This is a genomic window from Caulobacter sp. P4_E5, assembly GCF_056401555.1.
This window is the reverse complement of the sequence record NZ_JBFUJD010000039.1, coordinates 14,535-37,101: the sequence shown is the minus strand read 5'-3', so window position 1 is coordinate 37,101 and position 22,567 is coordinate 14,535. Positions and strand designations below refer to the sequence as shown.

General features: G+C 68.1%; 16 protein-coding genes and 1 pseudogene. 8 read left to right on the top strand and 9 right to left on the bottom strand.

Features of this window, described 5'->3' with window-relative positions; genetic code table 11:
• Positions 1 to 90: 90 nt before the first annotated feature.
• The 4 genes from AC1DSO_RS13565 (at position 91) to AC1DSO_RS13550 (ending at position 7,151) form a co-directional block, all read left to right on the top strand.
• The gene (locus AC1DSO_RS13565; protein WP_477069315.1) at positions 91 to 1,044 is read left to right on the top strand and encodes an acetamidase/formamidase family protein; all 954 of its coding nucleotides are present in this window, start codon (positions 91 to 93) and stop codon (positions 1,042 to 1,044) included.
• Between the two features lie 129 nt (positions 1,045 to 1,173).
• Entirely contained in the window at positions 1,174 to 2,490 is a 1,317-nt protein-coding gene (locus AC1DSO_RS13560) for a calcium-binding protein (RefSeq protein WP_477069314.1), read from the top strand.
• A gap of 253 nt (positions 2,491 to 2,743) precedes the next feature.
• The gene (locus AC1DSO_RS13555) at positions 2,744 to 6,307 is read left to right on the top strand and encodes a beta strand repeat-containing protein (protein ID WP_477069313.1); all 3,564 of its coding nucleotides are present in this window, start codon (positions 2,744 to 2,746) and stop codon (positions 6,305 to 6,307) included.
• Positions 6,308 to 6,428: 121 nt separating this feature from the next.
• Positions 6,429 to 7,151 (top strand): YceI family protein, encoded by a 723-nt coding sequence (locus AC1DSO_RS13550; RefSeq protein ID WP_477069312.1) that lies wholly within the window; start codon positions 6,429 to 6,431, stop codon positions 7,149 to 7,151.
• A gap of 3 nt (positions 7,152 to 7,154) precedes the next feature.
• Here the strand turns inward: AC1DSO_RS13550 and AC1DSO_RS13545 are convergent, their stop codons facing one another.
• From AC1DSO_RS13545 to trmFO, 7 genes and pseudogenes are all read right to left on the bottom strand, one after another.
• On the bottom strand, positions 7,155 to 7,844 hold the full coding sequence (locus tag AC1DSO_RS13545) for a TetR/AcrR family transcriptional regulator (protein ID WP_056045129.1): 690 nt from the start codon (positions 7,842 to 7,844) through the stop codon (positions 7,155 to 7,157).
• Positions 7,841 to 9,028 (bottom strand): urate hydroxylase PuuD, encoded by a 1,188-nt coding sequence (locus AC1DSO_RS13540; RefSeq protein ID WP_477069311.1) that lies wholly within the window; start codon positions 9,026 to 9,028, stop codon positions 7,841 to 7,843. The genes AC1DSO_RS13545 and AC1DSO_RS13540 overlap by 4 nt, the downstream gene beginning before the upstream one ends.
• A gap of 1 nt (position 9,029) precedes the next feature.
• A complete protein-coding gene (gene uraD, locus AC1DSO_RS13535) occupies positions 9,030 to 9,551 on the bottom strand; it encodes a 2-oxo-4-hydroxy-4-carboxy-5-ureidoimidazoline decarboxylase (RefSeq protein ID WP_477069310.1) in 522 nt (173 codons plus the stop codon).
• Positions 9,548 to 10,462: an allantoinase PuuE gene (gene puuE / locus AC1DSO_RS13530; protein ID WP_477069309.1), complete on the bottom strand. Its 915-nt coding sequence runs from the start codon at positions 10,460 to 10,462 to the stop codon at positions 9,548 to 9,550. Before puuE ends, uraD begins: the two co-directional genes overlap by 4 nt.
• A 142-nt stretch (positions 10,463 to 10,604) precedes the next feature.
• Positions 10,605 to 11,825 carry a pyridoxal-phosphate-dependent aminotransferase family protein gene (locus tag AC1DSO_RS13525; RefSeq protein WP_477069308.1) on the bottom strand — a complete coding sequence of 407 codons (1,221 nt, stop codon included), beginning with the start codon at positions 11,823 to 11,825 and terminating at the stop codon, positions 10,605 to 10,607.
• Positions 11,826 to 11,919: 94 nt separating this feature from the next.
• Positions 11,920 to 13,176: pseudogene (locus AC1DSO_RS13520) on the bottom strand (allantoate amidohydrolase); the annotation flags it as partial.
• 192 nt (positions 13,177 to 13,368) lie between these two features.
• Positions 13,369 to 14,814 carry a methylenetetrahydrofolate--tRNA-(uracil(54)-C(5))-methyltransferase (FADH(2)-oxidizing) TrmFO gene (trmFO, locus tag AC1DSO_RS13515; protein ID WP_477069307.1) on the bottom strand — a complete coding sequence of 482 codons (1,446 nt, stop codon included), beginning with the start codon at positions 14,812 to 14,814 and terminating at the stop codon, positions 13,369 to 13,371.
• Positions 14,815 to 14,910: 96 nt separating this feature from the next.
• Here trmFO and AC1DSO_RS13510 point away from each other — a divergent pair, with 96 nt between their 5' ends.
• From AC1DSO_RS13510 to AC1DSO_RS13500, 3 genes are all read left to right on the top strand, one after another.
• The gene (locus AC1DSO_RS13510) at positions 14,911 to 15,846 is read left to right on the top strand and encodes a hypothetical protein (protein WP_477069306.1); all 936 of its coding nucleotides are present in this window, start codon (positions 14,911 to 14,913) and stop codon (positions 15,844 to 15,846) included.
• Between the two features lie 131 nt (positions 15,847 to 15,977).
• Positions 15,978 to 16,742 (top strand): hypothetical protein, encoded by a 765-nt coding sequence (locus AC1DSO_RS13505; RefSeq protein WP_477069305.1) that lies wholly within the window; start codon positions 15,978 to 15,980, stop codon positions 16,740 to 16,742.
• Positions 16,743 to 17,627 (top strand): hypothetical protein, encoded by an 885-nt coding sequence (locus AC1DSO_RS13500; RefSeq protein ID WP_477069304.1) that lies wholly within the window; start codon positions 16,743 to 16,745, stop codon positions 17,625 to 17,627.
• A gap of 126 nt (positions 17,628 to 17,753) precedes the next feature.
• On the opposite strand, the gene AC1DSO_RS13495 is transcribed toward AC1DSO_RS13500, so the two are convergent.
• Positions 17,754 to 18,368, bottom strand: coding sequence for a glutathione S-transferase family protein (locus tag AC1DSO_RS13495; RefSeq protein ID WP_477069303.1), 615 nt, complete (start codon positions 18,366 to 18,368; stop codon positions 17,754 to 17,756).
• Positions 18,369 to 18,535: 167 nt separating this feature from the next.
• On the opposite strand from AC1DSO_RS13495, the gene AC1DSO_RS13490 reads away from it, so the two are divergent.
• Positions 18,536 to 19,447, top strand: coding sequence for a hypothetical protein (locus AC1DSO_RS13490; protein WP_477069302.1), 912 nt, complete (start codon positions 18,536 to 18,538; stop codon positions 19,445 to 19,447).
• 73 nt (positions 19,448 to 19,520) lie between these two features.
• Here AC1DSO_RS13490 and uvrA read toward each other — a convergent pair whose 3' ends face one another.
• The gene (gene uvrA, locus AC1DSO_RS13485) at positions 19,521 to 22,430 is read right to left on the bottom strand and encodes an excinuclease ABC subunit UvrA (RefSeq protein ID WP_477069301.1); all 2,910 of its coding nucleotides are present in this window, start codon (positions 22,428 to 22,430) and stop codon (positions 19,521 to 19,523) included.
• Positions 22,431 to 22,567: the final 137 nt, after the last annotated feature.

The following is a 22,567-nucleotide window of genomic DNA, read 5'->3' as shown; positions in this document are numbered from 1 at the left end:
CAGGCGCGAACGATCATCGTCACCGCGGCTCCCCAAAGCTTGGGTCCGCGCGCGTGTCGGGGCGTGATGCACATGTAAGAAGGAACTTACTTGATGGCGCATCAACGACTGGCTTCGGCCCCCGACACCGTCCGCTTCGGCATGTTCGACGCGGCCTTCGATCCCGTGCTGACGGTGAACTCTGGCGACAGCGTCACCTTCGAGTGCGTTTCGGGCGGGACCGAGGTGATGCCGCCGCCGGGCTCACCCTACGCCGTGCCGGCCGCCTTGCAGGCGATCCACGACAGCAATCCGGCGCGGATCGGTCCGCACATCCTGACCGGTCCCGTGGCCATCGCCGGCGCCGAGCCGGGCGACACCCTGGAGGTCCGGATCGAGGCGGTGGAGCCGAACAACGACTGGGGTTACTGCGCCGTGCGGCCGCTGGCTGGCACGCTGCCGGAGGACTTCCCCGACCGTTATGTCAGCCACATCGCCGTCGATCGGACGCGCGGGGTCTGCAAGCCCGACTGGGGTCCTGAACTGCCGTTGGCCCCATTCTTCGGCACCATGGGCGTGGCCCCGCCAGCCAAGTACGGCCGCCTGTCCAGCCGCGAACCGCGCGAGCACGGCGGCAATATGGACAACAAGGAGCTGGGGGCCGGCGCGACCCTTTACCTGCCGGTCTGGGTTCCGGGCGCGAACTTCTCGGTCGGCGACGGCCATGGACGCCAAGGCGACGGCGAGGTCTGCGTCAACGCCCTGGAGATGGGCTTGACCGGGACCTTCACCTTCGTGCTGCACAAGGCGGGGGACGTGGGCGCCTTCGCCTGGCCCCGGGCCGAGACACCGACCCACTACATCCTGATGGGCTTCAACGAGGATCTGGACCTGGCCATGAAGCAGGCCCTGCGCCAGGCCATCGACTTCATCACCGCGCGCTCGGCCCTGACGCGGGTACAGGCCTATCAGTTCTGCTCGCTGGCCGTGGACTTCCGGATCACCCAGACCGTCAACGGCGAGAAGGGCGTCCACGCCCTGCTCCCGAAGGGCTTGCTGTTCTGAGCGGCCGGTCGGTTAACCTGGAGTTGCCTTATACGGTTATCGCCTAAAGGAAGAAAAATTCACTTGAGATCCATCTTGGGTTGATTGCCAATGCCCCGGCCCCCAGTCCTGGGGGCTGGAGGGGTAGGCATGTATCTGACGGGAACCAACGGCGACGACATCCTGATCGGCGGCGCCGACGCGGACACCATTCTGGGCCTGAATGGAGACGACACGCTGCAGGGCGGCGACGGCGACGATCTGCTGGTCGGCGGGAATGGTGACGACACGCTCCTGGGCGAAGGCGGCAATGACACCTTGCAGGGCGAAAAGGGCGACGACCTGCTGATCGGCGGGGCGGGATACGACACGCTGGACGGCGGGGCGGGCAGCGACACAGTCAGCTATGCTGACGCCACGCCGGTGGGGTTCTTCAACTTCCTCATGATCAACCTGGCCGGCCAGTACGTCTCGGTCATCGGACCGGGCGGGGGGGCGGTGGATGCGTTGGTCTCGATCGAGAACGCCATCGGCTCGTCGGGCGTCGACTGGCTGGTCGGCAGCAGCGGCGACAACCGGCTCCTCGGCGGCGCGGGGGATGACCAGATCGCCGGCGGCGGCGGCGCCGACGTGCTGGATGGCGGCGCCGGCAATGACTCGCTCCAGACGGACATCGGCGTGACCAGCTTGCAGCCCGGCTCCCTGATGCTGGGCGGCGACGGCAATGACGCCTTCAGGAGCGGCAATTCGAACGACACCTTGCACGGCGACGCGGGCAACGATCGCTTCGAGATCCAGAACTACGCCACGACCCGGATCGTCGACGGCGGGACGGACGTCGACACCCTTGCGTTCACTGACGGCTTTGCCGCCTTTGCGAGCGGCGTCGTCTTCGATCTGAGCACGACGACGGCCCAAACCGCCGCCTCGGGCGTCGTTCTGACCGTGTCGAACGTCGAGAACGTTACCGGTTCCAACGCCGGCGACATCCTGTCGGGCGATGCGAACGCCAACGTCCTGAACGGCGGGACGGGGAACGATTACCTCTACGGTCGCGACGGCGACGACACCCTGTTGGGCGGCGACGGCGACGACGTTCTCGCCGGCGGAACGGGGGTGGACTTCCTGAACGGCGGCGCCGGCGCGGACACCTTCGCTTTCGCCGATGGGGATTCGCCCTCGACGGCCCCCGACACGATCACCGCCTTCGCCGCCGARGACCACATAGCGTTCGTCGACGGTCCCGCCGGGAGCGGCGCCAACTATGTCGAGTTGGAGACGCCAGATCCCGCGGCCGTCGACGCCCTGTTCGCCGGCGATGGCGTCCGTTACGTGGCGATGCAGGCGGGGGGCAGCGTCTTTCTGTACGCCGATCTGGGCGACGAGGGGACGAGCTTCGACAGCTTCATCGTCCTGACCGGAACCAGCCTCTCGGCGATCGACGCCGGTTCGATCCTGGGACTCTAGGACTACCTCCGCGCGTGGCGAAAATGCGCGACCAAGCTCCGGGGACGGTGGTCCCCGGAGCATCTTTCGTTCGAACGACGAGGCACGTGAATCCCCTTGTGGATAAGGCGTTTTCGTATCGAAACGAGACGCCACCGCCGGAATGACGCAAGGCTTATGCTTAATATTCCCCAAATGGCTGAATGTGGTTCGGTCCGCGTCTTGCACTCGCTAGGTAACGCTGAGGTTGCAGCTTGGTCTGGGGAGTTCGACGATGGAATTGCAAGGTACGCCGGGCGCGGACACCCTGACGGGCGGCGCGGACAACGACACGCTGTACGGCTATGCCGGCAATGACATCCTGAAGGGCGGCGCGGGCGACGACGTCCTGGCCGGCAACGAGGGGGCCGACAGCCTGCAAGGCGGCGACGGCGACGACTACCTGCTGGGCGGTCCCGGCAACGACACCCTCGACGGCGGCGCGGGCGGCGACTGGGCGGCCTACGAGGACGCCACCGCGGCCGTGAAGGTCGACCTTAGCATCACCATCGCCCAGAACACCGGCGGCGGCGGAACCGACAAGCTGATCGGCATCGAGCACGTCTACGGCTCGGCCTTCAACGACACCCTGATCGGCAACGCCGCCGCCAACATGATGGTCGGCGGCGAGGGCAATGACGTCGTCAGCGGCGGCAAGGGCGACGACACCCTGTGGGGCTCGGCCGGCAATGACACCCTGGATGGCGGCGACGGCGACGACTATCTGGTCGGCGGCGCGGGCGACGACATCGTCAAGGGCGGCGCGGGCTGGGACTGGTCGTCCTACGAGGACGCCACGGCCGGCGTCACCGTCGACCTCAACAAGACCAACGCCCAGAACACCGGCGGCGGTGGGACCGACACCCTGAGCGGCGTCGAGCACCTGTACGGGACCAAGTTCAACGACACCCTGACCGGCGACGCCAAGGACAACTACCTGTGGGGCGACGCGGGCGACGACAGCCTCTACGGCGGCGTGGGCGATGACCACCTGTCGGGCGGCGCGGGCAACAACTGGATCAGCGGCGGCGACGGCTTCGACACGGTCGACTACGCGTTCAGCGACAAGGGCGTGACGATCAACCTGAACATGGGCGCCCCGCCGATGGGCGGCGCCCCGCTGGTCGGCGATTGGCTGACCTCGATCGAAGCAGCGATGGGCTCGGCCTATGACGACGAGATCACGGGCAACGCGAGCGAGAACTACCTGTTCGGTGATGCGGGTGACGATCAACTGTACGCCGTCGGCGGCAACGACACGTTGGATGGCGGCGACGGCGACGACTATCTGGTCGGCGGCGCGAACAGCACCAGCAACCTGCTGATCGGCGGGGCGGGCAACGACTCGCTGCACGTGGGGCCGGGCTCCACGACCATCGACGGCGGCGACGGCGATGACTGGCTGCACGTCTCGCCGCCCATGGGCGCCGCCTTCCTGGGCATGACGATCGACCTGCGGATCACTGGCGACCAAGAGGTTGTTTCGGGCGTCCACGTCACGATGAGCGGCGTCGAGAACGCAAGCGGCGGCGCGGGCAACGATCACCTCATCGGTGACGCCAAGGACAATGTCCTGCTCGGTGGAAGCGGCGATGATCTCCTGGACGGCGGCGCGGGTTCGGACACCGCCTCGTATGCGGACGACGGCCTATGGGGCCCTGTCGTCGTCGACCTGGGCAAGAGCGTCCAAGCGCTCAGTGACGGGCGCGGAACCGACACCTACATCTCGATCGAGAACGTGATCGGCTCGTTCAGCGACGACACGATCACGGGCGACGCCGGGGCCAATCGCCTGAATGGCTACCGCGGCAATGACCGTATCTACGCCATCGGTGGCAACGATATCCTGGAAGGCGACAGCGGCGACGACCTGCTGGTGGCGACGATCGAGGGACCGTCCAACGACAAGCTGTATGGCGGCGTCGGCGACGACCGCCTAGTCACCAACAAGGCCGCCGCGCTCCTCGACGGCGGCGACGGAAACGACGTGTTCGACGTGCCGCACGTGGCCAGCATGGCCGGCACGGTCATGATCGACGGCGGCGCGGGCGTCGACACCCTGGACATGAGCGGCGCCTATGGCGCGATCGCCAACCTGACCATCGACCTGTCCGTCGGGGGCAAGCAGGACGTTGGCCAGGGGCAGTTCCTGGACATCAAGGGCGTCGAAAACGTCATCGGCGGCTTCGGCGACGACAAGATCAAGGGCGACGCCGGCGACAACGTGATGATCGGCAATGGTGGCTATAACATCCTGGACGGCGGCGACGGCATGGACCTCGTCAGCTATGCCGACGGCGGCAACACCGGCGTCCACATCGATCTGCGCAACACGATTCAGAGCGACCTGGGCGGGCGCGGCACGGACGTCCTGATCTCGATCGAAGGCGTGCGCGGCACGGCCTACGACGATGTTCTGATCGGCAACGACAAGGACAATCTGTTCATCGGCGGGGCGGGCGACGACATCATCGATGGCGGCGCGGGCGTTGACACCGTCAGCTACAAGGCGGACGGCGCGATTGGCGGCGTCTACGTCGACCTGCGACAGGAGAAGCAGTACACCGATAGCTACGGCACGCACGGCAACGACCGGCTGATCTCGATCGAGAACGTGATCGGCTCGTCGGACAATGACGTGATCATTGGCAACGATGACATCAATCACCTGTGGGGCGGGGTGGGTAACGACGACATGCTGGCCGTCGGCTACGGCGACACCCTGGACGGTGGCGACGGTGACGACCACCTACAAAGCGGCTACAGCGCAATCCTGATCGGCGGGGCTGGCAACGATTACCTGCAGGGTGGGGACAAGATCGACGGCGGCGCCGGTAACGACCGGCTGGAGCCGGGCTACTGGAGCGGCGCGATCGTCGTCCACGGCGGCGAGGGTGTCGACACGATCCTGTTCGACCGTTCGACCCTCGGCGGCGCCACCATCGACCTGTCCAAGACTGGGTCGCAAGCGGTGGACGCCAACCGCTCCATCGCCATCGAGGGCGTGGAGAACATCATCGGCAGCGGAGATTCTGATGTCCTGATCGGCGACGCCGGCGACAACGTCATCGACGGCAACGGCGGCTATCACGACATCATCAAGGGTGGCGCAGGCAACGACCGGATCATCCAGACCTGGAGCAACGGTGACTTCGACGGCGGCGACGGCGTCGACACGGTCGACTACAACGGCGTGAGCGGCCCCGTCGTGGCCGATCTCGTCAAAGGCTTGGCGACGACCGAGCGGGGTTCTGACACGCTGAAGTCGATCGAGAACCTGATCGGGAGCCACGCCGCCGACCAACTGACGGGCGACGCGAACGCCAACGTGCTGGACGGCAACGACGGCGACGACGTCCTGAACGGCGGCGCCGGCGATGACGTGTTGATCGGCGGTTGGGGCCAGGACACACTGACCGGCGGCGCCGGCGCGGACATCTTCAAGTTCCTCGGCGAGGGTCCCTTCCGCTCTAACCTCAAGTACGTCGACGTCATCACCGACTTCGGCGCCGGGGACAAGATGGCCTTCCTGGGCGCGCCGTCGACGGTCACCTTCGCCGACATCTTCAAGCTGGCCGACGTCACCGCGCTGTCAGATGCCGTCACGGCGACGATCGAGACCTATGCGAACCAGCACCTCGACGGGACGCTGTCGCAGAAGTACCTGATCATCGGCGTAGGCGCGGACACGTATGTGATCGCCGACACCAACAGCATCGTGCCCGGCTACGACCAGGTCGTCTTGCTCAAGAACGTCGTCTCGTCCCTCGTGACGGCCGACATGTTCATGGCCGCCTAACACCCCGCTCCACTTCCGCAACCACCGCCGCATCCCTACGTTGACGCTACGTCGGCGTAGGGACGCGCACCGCTCCCCGCCAGGCGTCCGGCATGAGTCCGGATCACCGGAGGGAAAGCGTATGAGATCGATCCTGCCCGTCGTCGCCTTGCTGGCGCTGGCCGCCTGTTCGCCCCAGCCCGCCGAGAAGAAGGCCGAGGCGCCCGCCGCCGCCGCGCCGACGGCGACCGCGCCCAAGCCGCCCAAGGCCGACATCCCAGCCGGCGACTACACGCTGGACAAGCACCACGCGACCCTGGTGTTCCGGGTCAATCACCTGGGCTTCTCGCACTATACGGCCGCCTTCGCCGACTTCGACGCCAAGCTGCATTTCGACCAGAACAACGCCGCCGCCAGCACGCTGGAGGCGACGATCAACCCCAAGTCGCTGACCCTGCCGGCCCCGCCCGAGGGTTTCCTCACCGAGCTGACCGGGCCGCAGTGGCTGAACGCGGCGACCTATCCGGCCATCACCTTCAAGTCGACCAAGGTCGAGACCACCGGTCCCGACACCGGCAAGATCACCGGCGACCTGACCCTGCATGGGGTGACCAAGCCCGTGACCCTGGATGTCACCTATAATGGCGGCTATGCCGGCCACCCGATGGATCCGCACGCCCGGATCGGCTTCTCGGCCAAGGGAACGTTCAAGCGCTCGGACTTCGGCATCGCGTTCGGCGTGCCCGCGCCGGGCACGACCATGGGCGTCGGCGACGAGGTCCAGGTCGCGATCGAGGCCGAGTTCAGCGGTCCGCCGCTGGCGACCGCGCCGGCGCCGGCGCCGGCCACGCCTCCGGCTCAATAAGATCTAGCGCGCGCCGCGCGTCAGATAGCCTTCGAGCAAGGCCAGGGCGTGGTCCAGCCGCGCCCTGCGCCACTCGGGGGCGGTCATGTCGGTATCCAGGGTGGCCGACAGCGAATAGCCGTTGGCCAGGTGGAACCGGCTCATCGCCGCGATGGTCACGTAGATCTGCACCGGGTCCAGGTCGGGCCCGAACAGGCCCTGGTCCTGACCGCTCTTGATCAGTTTCTCGATCGTGCGACGCAGCGGAAAGGCGGTCTCGGTCACCACCCGTGACTGGGCCGCGAACTTGCCGTGCTGCAGGTTCTCGTTACGCAGCAGGCCCTCGAAGCGCGGGTTCTTCTCGAAATAGTCGAAGGTGAAGCGCTGCAGCTCCAGGAAGCCCTCGAGCGGCTTGTCGAAGTCGATCTTCAGCTCGGCCTCGCGGGCCCGCAGGTCCATGTAGGCGCTTTCGAGGACGGCCATGTACAGGCCCTTCTTGTCCCCGAAGTAGTGGTACAGCATCCGGATGTTGCACTTGGCGGCCTTGACGATCTTCTCGATCCGGGCCCCGGCGAAGCCGGCCTGGGCGAACTCCTTCAGGGCCGCGGCGAGGATCGCCTTGCGGGTGCGTTCGGCGTTGCGCTTGCGCGGCGCTCCCCCCGCGGAATCGATGGCGGTCTCGGCCTTGTTCGCGTCCAGGACGGCGTCGGTCACGGAATCTTGGCCCCCTGCTTGATCCAGGCACCCAGTTGGGCGCGTTCCTCTTCGGTCATGCCGGTCTCGTTGCCAAGGGGCATGCTGGTCGAGGCCACCGCGCGTTCGTGGATTTTCGGCGCATAGGCGCGGATATGCTCAGGCGTGTCGAAGGTCGCGCCAAGCGGCGGGGCCGAGAAGCCGGCGTGAGTCGGCGCGGCGGCGTGGCACATGACGCAGTGCTTCTGGACGATCGCCTGGGCGGTAGCGAAGGGGACGGGGCTGTCGACCTTGACCTCGTCCTTGGGCTTGGTGCTGGCCACCACCGTGGCGGCGAACACCAGCATCGCGCCGTAGAACAGGAAGTCGTGCCGGATCTGGCCCAGGTTCTTGAGCAGGAAGAACTGCCGGATCGACACCCCGCCGGCGCTGATCATCGCCAGCAGCAGCCAGCTCAGGGGGTGGCCGGTGACCAGCGGATAGTGGTTGCTGATCATGATGAAGATGACCGGCAGGGTCATGTAGGTGTTGTGGACCGAGCGCTGCTTGCCCATCGCGCCCAGGCGTGGATCGACCTCGCGGCCGGCCAGCATGTCGGCGACGATCTTGCGCTGGTTGGGGATGATCACCAGGAAGACGTTGGCGACCATGGCCGTGCCGATGATCGCGCCGACGTGGATGAAGGCGCCGCGGTCGCTGAACAGCTTGCTCAAGGCATAGGCCGCGCCGGTGAGGGCGGCGAACCAGACGATCCCGAACCAGATCCCGCGCTGGCCCAGCGGCGAGCGGCACAGGGCCTCGTAGACCGCCAGCCCGCCGAAGATGAAGGCCAGGCCCGTGGCGATCGCCGCCGGCTGGCTGAAGGCGTGCTTGGCCGTGTCGATCAGATAGATCGGGGCCTGCCAGTAGTAGAGCACGATCAGTAGGGCGAAGCCCGACAGCCAGGTGGTGTAGGCCTCCCATTTGAACCAGTGCAGGTGCTCGGGCATGTGGGCCGGGGCCGTCATGTACTTTTGCGAATGGTAGAAGCCGCCGCCGTGCACGGCCCACAGCTCGCCCTTGACGCCGTCCTTCTCCGGAACAGGCGGGCGCAGATTGTTGTCCAGCCAGACAAAGTAGAACGAGGCGCCGATCCAGGCGACGCCGGCGATCACATGCAGCCAGCGCAAAGCCAGGTTCAGCCAGCCGGGAAGGTCGTATTCCATCTTATTCGGTCACCGCGTCGAGCAGTCGAAGCTTGGAGATCAGGCCGATCTGCGCAATCGCCTCGGCGATCTCGGCCGTCTCGTCATGGGCCAGGCGCGCCTGCATGGCCGCCAGGATCGAGGTCTTGTCGTTCAGCCGCACGGCGATGATGAACGGAAAGCCGAAGCGCGTGGCGTAGGCGGCGTTCAGGTCGTGGAAGCGGGCGAACTCCTCGGGGCTCAGCCGATCGAGGCCGGCGCTGGCCTGTTCGGAATTGCTCTCGGCGGTCAGGGTCTTGGCGATCGCCGCCTTGCCGGCCAGCTCCGGGTGAGCGCGGATCAGGGCCAGCTTGTCGGCGGTCGAGGCCGCGTCGAGCACGGCCATCATCGCGCCGTGCAAGAGCTCGACGCTGGCGAACGGCCGCGCGTCCCAGGCGCGCTCGACCACCCATGGGGAGAGCTCGAACGCGAACCCCAGGGCGGTGGTGAAGCCCGTCCGGTTCATGCTGTTGAGGCGGGCCAGGGTCAGGGGCGGGGCGCTCATGCCTTGGCCTCATGGGGATGGGTCGCGATCCAGTGGCGGGCAATGTCGATCCGCTTGGCCACCCAGACGCTGTCGTGCCGGGTGACGTGCTCCAGGAATCGCCGCAGCGCCCCGATCCGGCCGGGCTTGCCGACCACGCGGCAGTGCAGGCCGACGCTCATCATCTTCGGCGCGGTCTCGCCTTCCAGATAGAGGGCGTCGAACGCGTCGCGCAGATAGGTGAAGAACTGCTCGCCGGTGTTGAAGCCTTGAGCCGCCGTGAAGCGCATGTCGTTGGCTTCCAGGGTGTAGGGGACGATCAGCTGGGCGCGGCCGTGCTGGTCGTCCCAGTACGGCAGGTCGTCGGCATAGCTGTCGGCGTCGTAGACGAAGCCGCCGTCCTCGGCGACCAGGCGGGCGGTGTTGGGGCTGGTGCGGCCCTGGTACCAGCCCAGCGGCCGTTCGCCGGTCAGCCGCGTCTGGATCTCGATGGCTTGCTGGATGTGCTCCAGCTCCTGCTCTTGTGTGAAGTGCTGGTAGTCGATCCAGCGATAGCCATGGCTGGCGATCTCCCAGCCCGATTTCATCATCGCCTCGACGGCATCCGGGTGACGCTCCATGGCCTGGGCGACACCGAACACGGTCAACGGCAGGCCGAAGTCCTCGAACAGCCGCCGGATGCGCCAGAAACCGGCGCGCGAGCCGTATTCGTACAGGCTCTCCATCGACATGTTGCGCATGCCCTGGATGGGCTGGGCGCCGACCATCTCCGACAGAAAGAACTCGCTGACGGGGTCGCCGTGCAGGACCGAGCGCTCGGCGCCTTCCTCGTAGTTGAGGACGAACTGGACGGCGACACGGGCGCCGTTCGGCCACTGGGCCCGCGGCGGATGCTCGCCGTAGCCGATCAGGTCGCGGGGGTAGGGGCTCATGCCTTCCGCCCCCTCCGGGGGCGGACGACCGCGCATCGCGCGGTCAGGTGGGGGCAAGTGAGGCGAGTGTTCTGGACACTGGCCCCCTCCGCGCCTGTGGCGCTCCTCCCCCGGAGGGGGAAGAAGGTGACTACCGCCGCGCTCACGCGAACACCTTCGCCGCCGCGTCGACACCAGCGCCCGCGGGGGCGGCGAAGCCTTCCCAGCGCAGCACCGCTTCCAGCGCGGCCAAGGTCTGCAGCACCGCGTGCTTACGGGCGTTCACGCCCATGGTTCCGATGCGCCAGATCTTGCCGGCCAAGGGGCCGAAGGCCGCGCCGATCTCGATCTCGAACTCGGTGCGCATTCGCGCCTTCACCCGGTCGTAGTCGACGCCGGCGGGCGCGATCACGCCGGTGACATTGGTCATCTTGTGGGCCTGGTCGCCATAAACGGTCAGGCCCAGCGCCTCGATGCCCGCCACCATCGCCGCGCCGGCTTCGGCGTGCCGCGCGAAGCGGGCTTCCAGGCCTTCTTCCAGGACGATGCGGGCGCACTCGCGGGCGGCGAACAGCATGCTGGCCGCCTCGGTGTGGTGGTTCAGGCGCTTGTCGGACCAGTAGTCCATGATCATCGCCAAGTCGAAATAGTTGGAGGCGATCCGACGGCCGTTGCCCGTCATGCCGGGTCCCGCGAGACCCTTCTCGACGTGGCGGCGGGAGAAGATGTGGTCGGCGGCGCGGTCGCTGATGGTGATCGGGGCCGAGCCCGACGGGCCGCCCATGCACTTCTGCAGGCCGGCGGTGACGATGTCCGCCTGCCAGTTATCCACAGGCACGCTCATGCCGCCCAGCGTCGCGGTGGCGTCGACATAGAGCAGGGCGTCGTGGCGGCGGCAGATCTCGCCGATGGCCTCGATCGGCTGGGCGATGGTGGTCGAGGTGTCGCCGTGCACGCAGGCGACCAGGCGCGGCTTCACGCGCTTGACGGCGTCCTCGACGGCCTGCGGATCGACGACCTGGCCCCACTCGCCCTCGACGAAGGTGACCTTGGCGTCGCAGCGCTCGGCGATCTCGGCCAGCAGCAGACCGAAGCGCCCGGCATTGACCACCACCACGTCGTCGCCGGGCGAGAGCGTCGAGACCAGCGCCGCCTCGATGCCGGCCCGCGAGGTGCCGTCGACCACGAAGGTCCAGCGGTTGGCGGTCTGGAACACCCCGCGATACAGCGCCATGACCTCGTTCATGTAGCCGGTGAACTCGGGGTCGAACTGGCCCAGCAGCTGCACCGACATGGCCCGCAGCACGCGCGGGTGCACATTGATCGGACCCGGGCCCATCAGCAGGCGGGCGGGGTGGTCGAGTTCCTTGAAGGTGTCGGTCATGTCGGTCTCAAAGATCTGTCATCCCGGACGACCCGAAGGGGCGATCAGGGACCGCCGGATGCGCCGGCGATTGTTGCGGTCCCGGCTCTCCGCTGCGCTGCGGCCGGGATGACAGAGAAAGGGAAAGCTTGTCCACGAACCCCAGCATGGCCTGGGCCGCCAGGGCGCAGTCGGCCTCGGTGACGGCCTCGGCCGGGTTGTGGCTGATCCCGCCCTCGCAGCGGATGAACAGCATGGCGACCGGGCACAGCCGCGCCATCACCATGGCGTCGTGGCCGGCGCCCGAGGGCAGGCGGCGGGCGGGCAGGGAGAGATCGGCCAGGGCCTCGCCCAGCAGGTCCATCAGCGAGGGATCGCAGGGGCTTTCGGCCAGAGCCTGCATCAGCTGGATTTCGGCCTTCAGGCCGCGCGCGCCGACGATGGCGTGGATCTCGGCGCAGACCGCGTCGGCGGCGGCGTCGCGGGTGGCCGAGGTTTCGGCGCGGATGTCCATCGAGAACTCGACCGCGCCGGGAATGACGTTGAAGGCGCCGGGCAGGGCGGTCACCCGGCCGACGGTGCCGACCAGGCCATCCTTTCCGGCGCGGCAGATCCGCTCCAGGGCCAGGATGCACTCGGCGGCGGCGGGGCCGGGATCCTTGCGCAGGTTCATCGGCGTGGTGCCCGCGTGGCCGGCGGTTCCCTCGATGCGGACCATCAGCCGCTTCTGGGCGGCGATGGCGGTGACCACGCCCAGCGCCAGGCCCTCGGCCTCCAGCACCGGGCCTTGCTCGATATGCGCCTCGAGGAAGGCCAGGACGTCCTCGGGCCGGCGCGCGGCGGATGCGATCCCGGCCGGGTCGCCGCCGAACGCGGCCAGGGCCTCCGCCACGGTGATCCCCTCGGCGTCCTTCATCTCCAGGGCGGTGGTGTCCAGCACGCCGGCGATGGCGCGGCTGCAGCTCATCGAGGCGGCGAAGCGCGAACCCTCCTCGTCGCCGAACGCCACCACCTCGATGGCGAACGGCAGGCGGCGGCCGGCGGCGCTCAGGGCCTCGACCAGGTCGATGCCCAACATGATTCCCAGAGGCCCGTCATAGCGCCCGCCGTTGCGGACGCTGTCGATGTGCGAGCCGATGATCAGGGCCTTGGCGCCCTGCGTCTCGCCCTCATAGCGGCCGATCAGGTTGGCGGCGGCGTCGCGGCGGACGCTCATGCCGGCGTCCTGCATCCAGCCGGTCAGGGCGGTCACGGCGGCCTCGTGAGCCGACGTCAGGAACCGGCGCGTCAGCTGGCCCTCGACCTCGCTATAGGGCGCCACGCCCAGCAGGTCGCAGCGCGCCTTGGCCCTCGCCCCGATGTCGACCGTCACGCTCACCTTCGATTCGACCCCCGCATCGTTCGACCGCCGAGACTCCAGGCGTAGCAGGAGAGACCCGAAAGCCTTGCCCGGCAACCGTCCCCGCGCTTCATTGACGCGCGGGCGCCTCGACAAGCGCCATCCATGACCGGCGGCGCCTAAGGCTAAGTCATAAACTACTTACTTATACGGGGCGAGGGGGGCCTACGCGCCCAGCCAAGCCTCCAGGTCCTTCAGCGCGCGCAGGCTCATCAGCCGCTTCTTGGCGCGGCCGCGTTCCTTGAGCGGGATCTTCTTGCCCTCCTCGTCGACCTTGGGGGTCTCGAGCGGGGGCAGCAGGCCGTAGTTGATGTTCATCGGCTGGAAGGACCCGCCGCCTTGGCCTTCCAGGTGGCCGCCGGTGATGTGCTCGACCAGGGCCCCGAGCGCGGTCGTCCCGGGCGGGGCCTCGATCGGCGCGCCCTTGCGGTCGGCGGCGGCGAAGCGGCCGGTCAGCAGGCCCATGGCGGCGCTCTCGACATAGCCCTCGACACCCGTGACCTGGCCGGCGAAGCGCAGGCGCGGCTGGACCTTCATGCGCAGCGACTTGTCCAGCAGCTTGGGCGAGTTGATGAAGGTGTTGCGGTGCAGGCCACCCAGCCGGGCGAACTGGGCGTTCTCCAGGCCCGGGATCATCCGGAAGGTCTCGGCCTGCACCCCGTGCTTCAGCTTGGTCTGGAAGCCGACCATGTTCCACAGCGTGGCCAGGGCGTTGTCCTGGCGCAGCTGGACGATGGCGTAGGCCTTGACCAGCGGGTCACGCGGATTGGTCAGGCCCACCGGCTTCATCGGCCCGTGGCGCAGGGTCTCGCGGCCGCGTTCGGCCATCACCTCGATCGGCAGGCAGCCGTCGAAATAGGGGACGTTCTCCCACTCCTTGAACTCGGACTTCGGGCCGGCCAGCAGGGCGTCAATGAAGGCCTCGTACTGGTCCTTGGTCATCGGGCAGTTGATGTAGGCCGCCGCGTCGCCGCCAGGGCCTTCCTTGTCGTAGCGCGACTGGCGCCAGGCGACGTCCATGTTGATCGAGTCGAAGTGGATGATCGGCGCGATGGCGTCGAAGAAGCTGAGCTGGCCCTCGCCCGTCAACGCCAGGATCGCCTCGGCCAGGGCCGGCGAGGTCAGGGGGCCGGTGGCGACGATGACGTTGTCCCACGCTTCGGGCGGCAGACCGGCGATCTCGCCCCGTTCGAGCGTGACCAGCGGATGGGCTTCCAGGCGGCGGGTGACCTCGGCCGAGAACCGGTCGCGGTCGACGGCCAGGGCGCCGCCCGCCGGCACCTGGTGCTGGTCGGCGGCCGACATGATCAAGCTGTCGCAGCAGCGCATCTCGGCGTGCAGCAGGCCCACGGCGTTGAACTGCCAGTCGTCCGAGCGGAACGAGTTGGAGCAGACCATCTCGGCCAGGCCGTCGGTCTGGTGAGCGTCGGTGCGGATCTTCTTTACTTGCCCTAGCGCTTCGCTGCTTGAGGGCGCGCCGGCCGCGTCGTCGCGGCGCATCTCGTGCAGGACAACGGGCACGCCGCTCTGGGCGATCTGCCAGGCGGCCTCGGAGCCGGCCAGGCCGCCGCCGATGACATGAACGGGCTGATAGGTCGAATTCGTGGTCATGGGGCGCCCTATACCCCCGGCTGTCGCTCGGCGAAACCTGGTGTAGGCTCCTTCCCTGCGCCGGGCCCTTCGCGCCTGGTGATCCTGGGAGGGGACATGGCGAGGTTTTCCGTGACCGAGGCGGCGACGGCCGGCTTCGGCGTGATCGGTCGCAAGCCTTTGGCGGTGGTGGGTTGGGCGGTCGCCCTGGCCCTGGCGCTGATGGTCCCGGCCGTCCTGTGCTTCCTGGCCATGGGCCCGGAGTTCCAGAAGCTGATCCAGCTGGCCATGACCCAGCGCGGCGGCGACCCCAGCCCCGAGGCGATGCAGCAGATGATGCAAGCCCAGTCGGGCATGACGGCTCTGAACTTGCTGTTCTGGCTGTGGTCCTCGTTCGTGAAGGCGGTGTTCTGCGCGGCGGTGTTCCGCGCCGTGCTGACGCCCGGCCAGTCGGCCTGGGCCTATTTGCGGGTCGGCTCGCGCGAGATGTGGCTGACCCTGCTGCTGCTGGTCGAGCAGGTGCTGGCGATGATCGCCGTCTTCGTGCTGGTGCTGCTGGTGGTGGTGCTGACCGCCATCGTCGCGGTCGGCGGCGGCGAGAGCGGCCGCATGGCGGCCATCGCCACGGGTTGCGTCGGCGCGCTGATCGCGTTCGGCGTCGTGTTCTGGGTGGCGCTGCGGCTGTCGATGGCCGCGCCGATGACCTTTGTCGACAACCAGTTCCGGCTGTTCGAGTCCTGGAGCCTGACCAAGGGCCACGGCTGGCGGCTGCTGGGCGTGGCCGTGCTGATCGTCGTCTTCATTCTGGGCCTGGAGATCCTGGTCGGCGGGGTGGTGGTCGGCGTCGCGCTGGCGGGCGGCTCGATGGCGGCATTGCATGACCAGGGCGCGCTGGAAGCGTTCATGGCTCGGCCGCCGCTCGCACTGCTGCGCGACCTGTGGCCGTGGCTGGCGGTGTTCGGAACGATCGCGGCCCTGTTCAGCGCCGTGGTCCAGGCGCTGTTCTACGCGCCCTGGGCCGTGATCCATCGGGCCTTGACCATGCGAGCGTAGCGGCCGCGTCACGGCGGCCCGAAATCCGCTCGCGTCCGCGCGACGCCATCGCCAGAACCGCGCCGAGGCCATAGATTGCGTCCGACGCGACGACTCGGTGGGCGAGGGGCGTGCGAGAGGGACTGGATCGGATGACGGACGGATCGGCGGGAGTCGGCGCGACCTTGCGCGCGGGCCTTTCCGACGTGGCGAGCGCGGCCCGCGACTGCTGGGGCGCCTTGGCGTTCGCGGTCGTGCTCACCGTCGCCGCCGGCGTCCTGCCGCCGGGCGCGCGCTTCGTGGCCGCGCTGCTGGCGGGGGTGATCGCCCAGGGCGCGCTGTTCCGCCGCGCCTTCGGTCGTCAGGCCGGCCTCAAAGGCCTGCGCTGGGGACGCGACGAGTGGCGGCTGCTGGCCGCGCAGCTGATGATCCTGGCCCTGATGCTGCTGATCGGCGCGATCCTGATGATCATCGTCGGCGGCGTGGCCCTGGGCGTGGCCCGCACCGCCGCGCCCAGCTTCGACGCCGGCTCCACCGCGGGCTGGAAGGCGGCCTTCGCCAGCGCCGGCCCGGCCGGTTTCGTCGTCGGCCTGGCGCCGCTGGCCAGCCTGGCGATCCTGATTTGGCTGGGTCTGCGGCTGTCGCTGTCGGCCCCGGCCACGGTCGAGCAGTCGGGCGTGCGGGTGCTGAGCGCCTTTCCGCTGACCCGGGGCCGGGTTCCGGCGCTGTTGGTGATCGGCCTGGCCATCGCCGTGCCGGTGGCGCTGCTCAGCATGGTGTTGAGCCTGGCGCCCGGGCAGGGGCTGGCCGTCGCCGCGGTGCTGTCGGTCTGCACCTACTTCTACGCCATGCCGGCCTGGACCGGATCGCTGGCCCATTTCTACCGCCACGGCGCGGCTTCGCAGGACCACCCCTAGATGTCTGTTCGCCCCGTCGACGCCGCCCTCGAGGGCCTGCGCACCATGCGGCGCAAGCCGCTGCCCGTGCTGGCCTGGGCGACCTTCTCGCTGGTCATGCTGCCGATCCTTGGCCTGATCGCCAAGATCGTGCTGGGCGAGGAAGGCCGCGCGGCCCTGAACGGCCGGGGCTCGTCGGCCGACCCGCGCGAGATCCTCGACCTGGTCACCCACCTGGGCGGGGTGATGGTGCTGCTGATCGCCCTGGCCCTGGTGCTGGGCTCGGTGCTGCAGGCGGCGATCATCCGCTCGGTGATCGAACCCAAGAACGACCGCTTCGCCTATCTGCGCCTGGGCAAGGAAGAGCTGCAGCTGCTGGTCGTGTCGCTGATCACCTGGGCCGCGGCCCTGGGCGTGACGGTGATCCCGTCCGGCGCGGTGGTGTTGGGCGCGGCGTTGCTGTCGGGCGCGGCGGCCGGCTGGTTCGCCACCCTGGGCGGCCTGGCCGTGATCGGCCTGTCGCTATGGGTCGCCGTGCGCCTGTCGCTGCTGGGCCCGCACGCCTTCTCGCACCATCACATCGACATCCGCGCCGCCTGGATCCAGACCCACGGCCAGTTTTTCCGGCTGCTGGGCATGTTCGCCCTGACCCTCGTCCTCAGCGCCCTGGTCTCGATCGTCGGCGCGACCCTGTCGAGCATCATCGCCAACGTTCTCGGCGGCGGCGTGGCGTCGACTGGCGGGGACGTGGTGGCCAGCCATCCGCGTCTGATCCTGACCCTACTGGCCAACCTGCTGCTGGCCCCGATCTTCCTGACCCTGCAGACGGTGATCCTGGTCGCGGCCCCGGCCAAGGCCTTCGCCCACCTGAACCAGGACGAGATCGACGCGGGGCTGCACGTTTAGGAGCGCAGGCTCCCAAACCTGTCATCCCGGCCGTAGCGCAGCGAAGAGCCGGGACCGCGGCGGGCGCGGAGCTTCCGGCGGTCCCGGATAGCCTCTACGAGGCTTCCGGGATGACAGGGTTTTTGCCTACGCCCCCGCGCTGGGCCGGGCCGCCATCCGTTCGCGCCAGGCCAGGACGTGCTTGGCCTCGGAGGGCGTCGAGAGGCCGGTGAAGTCGGCGAAGTCCAGGGTGGTCTGCCCCGCGATGTCGGCGATCGTATAGGTGTCGCCCACCAGATAGGGCCGGCCGTCGGCCAGCTCGCGGTCCAGCCACAGCTGGATCTTGGCGACCACCTCGCGGTTGGACTCGCCGAACTCGGTGTTCTGCTTCAGCAGATGCGCCGTGAACGGATGGGCGTGGCGCCAGAACATGCCGACCGGCACGGTCAGGCGGAACTCGATCCGCCGCGTCCACATCTCGACCTGGGCCTGCTCCAGCGCCGAGACCCCGAACAGCGGCGGGTCGGGGTGCAGCACCTCGAAATAGCGGCAGATGGCGACGGTCTCGCTGAGCATGGTTCCGTCGTCCAGCTCCAGCACCGGCACCTGTCCCAGGCTGTTGCGCGCCAGGTGCTCGGGCGACTTGTGGCCGCCTTGGCGCATGCCGATCGGGATCTCGGGGACCTCGACGCCCTTCTCGGCCAGGAAGATCCGCACCCGGCGCGGATTGGGCGCCGGCATGGCCTCGCCATAGAGCTTCATTCTTCCCTCCCGATGCACGACGACGCTCGCGGTCGCCTTTCAAACAGATGTTAGAGTTATGCCGGCCCTCACCGCAACCCCATGTGAAAAAGCAGCGTTGCGCCCTGTCGAAGCGGCGCGAACCTTGTTAGGCCTACCGCCCTGTTCGCCATCCGAATGAGCCTGTCATGTCCAAGTTCTCCGCCTCCGACGCGGCCTTCTCCGGTTTCCGCTTGGTGCGGGAGAACCTGAAGACTGTCGCCATCTGGGCGGGCGCCATGACGGTGCTGTCGATCCTGTCCAACGCCCTGGCGATCCAGTTCTTCGGCCCCAAGCTGGGCGCGTTCCTCAACTACATGTCCGACAACAGCACGCCGGATCCGGAGGAGCTGGTCCGCCGCGCGTCCGACCTGGCGCCGCTGATGCTGTGGTCGCTGCCCTACAGCCTGCTGCTGAACGGGGTGATCTTCGCGGCCCTGAACCGCCTGGTCCTGCGTCCCCACGACAGCCGTTTCGCCTATCTGCGCCTGGGCATGGACGAGGTGCGCCAGGCCGCCGTCTGGCTGCTGGTCAGCCTGGTGCTGATGGGCGTGCTGTTCTTCGGCTCGGCCCTGTCGGGCTTCTTGGGCGCGCTGGGCGGCCCGACCGGCGCCTTCCTGGCCCTGCTGTGCGGCCTCGGCTCGATCGGCGCGATGATCTATCTGGCCGTGCGTCTGTCGTTCGCCTCGGCCGTGACCTTCGACGGCGGCAAGATCACGCTGTTCCGCTCGCTGCCGGAGACCAAGGGCCTGTTCTGGCCGCTGGTCGGCGCCTATCTGCTGGCCGGGGTGATGAGCGTGATCGTCATCCTGCTGATCTGGATGATCGTCTACGCGGCCGGCCTGATCGCTTCGGGCGACTTCGCCGCCACTGGGCGGATGATGCGAGCCGACACCAGTTCCCTGCAGGCCTATTTCACCCCCGCCGGCATCGTCCAGGCCCTGTTCTCGGGCGTGTTCTCGGTGCTGACGACCCTGATCGTGTTCGGCCCCGCGCCGTCGATCTACCGCGAGCTCAAGGAGGGCGGCGCCGGCGGGGCGACGACCGAGGGCGGCTGGTAGGCGCTACGATCCTCGCCAAAGAAAGACGCCCCGGAGATCACTCTCCGGGGCGTTTCTGTTTCCAGCTGGGCGCCTAGGCTCGCTTGGCCTTCTTCAGCTCGGCCACTCGGGCCTTGCGGCGCTCCTCGTGGCGGTCGAGGACGTCCTTGAGGTAGCGGCCGGTCCAGCTGGCCTCGACCCCGGCCACGTCCTGGGGCGAGCCCACGGCGACGATCTCGCCGCCGCCGTCGCCGCCCTCGGGGCCGAAGTCGATCAGCCAGTCGGCGGTCTTCACCACGTCCAGATTATGCTCGATGACGACCACGGTGTTGCCCTGGTCGGCCAGCTCGTGCAGCACCTCGAGCAGCTTCTTGGTGTCCTCGAAGTGCAGGCCGGTGGTCGGCTCGTCGAGGATGTACAGCGTCCGGCCGGTGGCGCGGCGCGACAGCTCCTTGGACAGCTTCACCCGCTGGGCCTCGCCGCCCGACAGGGTCGTGGCCTGCTGGCCGACCTTGATGTAGCTGAGACCCACCCGCTTCAGCGTCTCCATCTTGTCGCGGATCGGCGGCACGGCCTTGAAGAAGTCGGCGGCCTCCTCGACGGTCATGTCCAGGACGTCGGCGATCGTCTTGCCCTTGAACACCACGTCCAGGGTCTCGCGGTTGTAGCGCTTGCCCTTGCAGATATCGCAGGTGACGTAGACGTCCGGCAGGAAGTGCATCTCGATCTTGATGACGCCGTCGCCCTGGCAGGCCTCGCAGCGGCCGCCCTTGACGTTGAAGCTGAAGCGACCCGGGCCATAGCCACGGGCCTTGCTCTCGGGCAGGCCCGCGAACCAGTCGCGGATCGGGCCGAACGCCCCGGTATAGGTGGCCGGGTTCGAGCGCGGGGTGCGGCCGATCGGGCTCTGGTCGATGTCGATGACCTTGTCGAACTGCTCCAGGCCCTCGATCCGCTCGTGCGGCGCGGGGGCGTCGCTGGCGTTGTTCAGGCGGCGCGCGGCGGCCTTGTACAGGGTCTCGATCGTGAAGGTCGACTTGCCGCCGCCCGACACGCCGGTGATGCAGGTGAAGGTCCCGACCGGGATCTCGGCCGTGACGCCCTTCAGGTTGTTGCCGGTGGCGCCGACGACGCGCAGCATCTTCTTCTTGCTGATCGGCCGGCGCTGTTCGGGCACCTCGATCTCGCGCACGCCGGTCAGATACTGGCCCGTGACGCTGTTGGGGTTGGCCATGATCTCGGCCGGCTTGCCCTGGGCGACGATCTCGCCGCCGTGGACGCCCGCGGCCGGACCCATGTCGATTACATAGTCGGCGGTGAGGATGGCTTCCTCGTCGTGCTCGACCACCAGCACCGAATTGCCCAGGTCGCGCAGACCCTGCAGCGAGGTCAGCAGGCGGGTGTTGTCGCGCTGGTGCAGGCCGATCGACGGCTCGTCCAGCACGTAGAGCACGCCCGTGAGGCCAGAGCCGATCTGGCTGGCCAGGCGGATGCGCTGGCTCTCGCCGCCGGACAGGGTGCCCGAGCCACGCGACAGGTTCAGGTAGTCGAGACCGACGTCGACCAGGAACCGCAGGCGGTCGTTGATTTCCTTCAGGATCCGCCGGGCGATCTCCATCTGCTTGTCGGTCAGCTGGCCTTCCAGGCCGGCGAACCAATCGCGGGCCGGACGGATGGCCAGCATCGAGACCTCGGCGATGTCCATGCCGGCGATCTTCACGGCCAGGGCTTCCGGCTTCAGGCGCTTGCCGTGGCAGGTCTCGCACGGCGTGTCGGACTGGTAGCGGCCCAGCTCCTCGCGCACCCAGCTGCTGTCGGTCTCGCGCCAGCGGCGCTCCAGGTTCGGCAGCACGCCCTCGAAGGGCTTCTCGACCTCGTACTTGCGGGCGTTGTCGTCGTAGACGAACTTGATCTTCTGGCCCTTGGAGCCGTTCAGCACCACGTCGCGAGCGTCCGGCGACAGCTTGTGCCAGGGCTCGTCCATCGAGAAGCCGTAGTGGCGCGCCAGGGCCTGCAGGGTCTGGGTGTAGAGCGGCGAGGGGCCGCGCGACCACGGCGCGACCGCGCCCTTGTGCAGGCTCTTGTCCTTGTCGGGGATCACCATGTCGGCGTCGAAGGCCAGCTTGGCGCCCAGGCCGTCACAGACCGGGCAGGCGCCGGCCGGATTGTTGAACGAGAACAGCCGCGGCTCGATCTCGGCGATCGTGAAGCCGCTGACCGGGCAGGCGAACCGTTCCGAGAACAGGATGCGCCTGGGCTCGGTCTGGCCTTCCTCGACATTGGCGAATTCGGCGACGGCCAGACCATCGGCCAGGCGCAGGGCCTGCTCGATGGAGTCGGCCAGGCGCTGTTCCATGTCGGGCTTGGTCACCACGCGGTCCACGACCACGTCGATGTCGTGCTTGAACTTCTTGTCGAGGACCGGGGCGTCCTCGATCGGATAGTACTCGCCGTCGATCTTCAGCCGCTGGAAGCCGGCCTTCTGCCACTCGGCGATCTCTTTTCGGTACTCGCCCTTACGGTCGCGAACGACGGGAGCCAGCAGATAGAGGCGCGTGCCCTCGGGCAGGGCGGTGATCTTGTCGACCATCTGGCTGATGGTCTGGCTCTCGATCGGCAGGCCGGTGGCCGGCGAGTAGGGAACCCCGACCCGCGCCCACAGCAGGCGCATGTAGTCGTGGATCTCGGTCACCGTGCCGACCGTGGAGCGCGGGTTGCGCGACGTGGTCTTCTGCTCGATCGAGATGGCCGGCGACAGGCCCTCGATCAGGTCGACGTCGGGCTTGCTCATCAGTTCCAGGAACTGACGGGCATAGGCCGAAAGGCTTTCCACGTAGCGACGCTGGCCCTCGGCATAGATCGTGTCGAAGGCCAGGGACGACTTGCCCGAGCCCGACAGGCCGGTCAGCACGACCAGCTCGCCGCGCGGGATGTCGACGCTGACGTTCTTCAGATTGTGCTCGCGGGCGCCGCGAACGCGGATGAAGTTCAGTTGTTCAGCCATGTTTTCCGGAACGTTGGACCGCGCGATTGGTCGCGGCGCAGCGGCTATATGTAGGGCTCAACCCGCGAATTAACACAAGAACAAGATGCGAACAAATGTCGCGCGCGTGGGGCGTCGTTTCTGCTGACAGCCAGTGT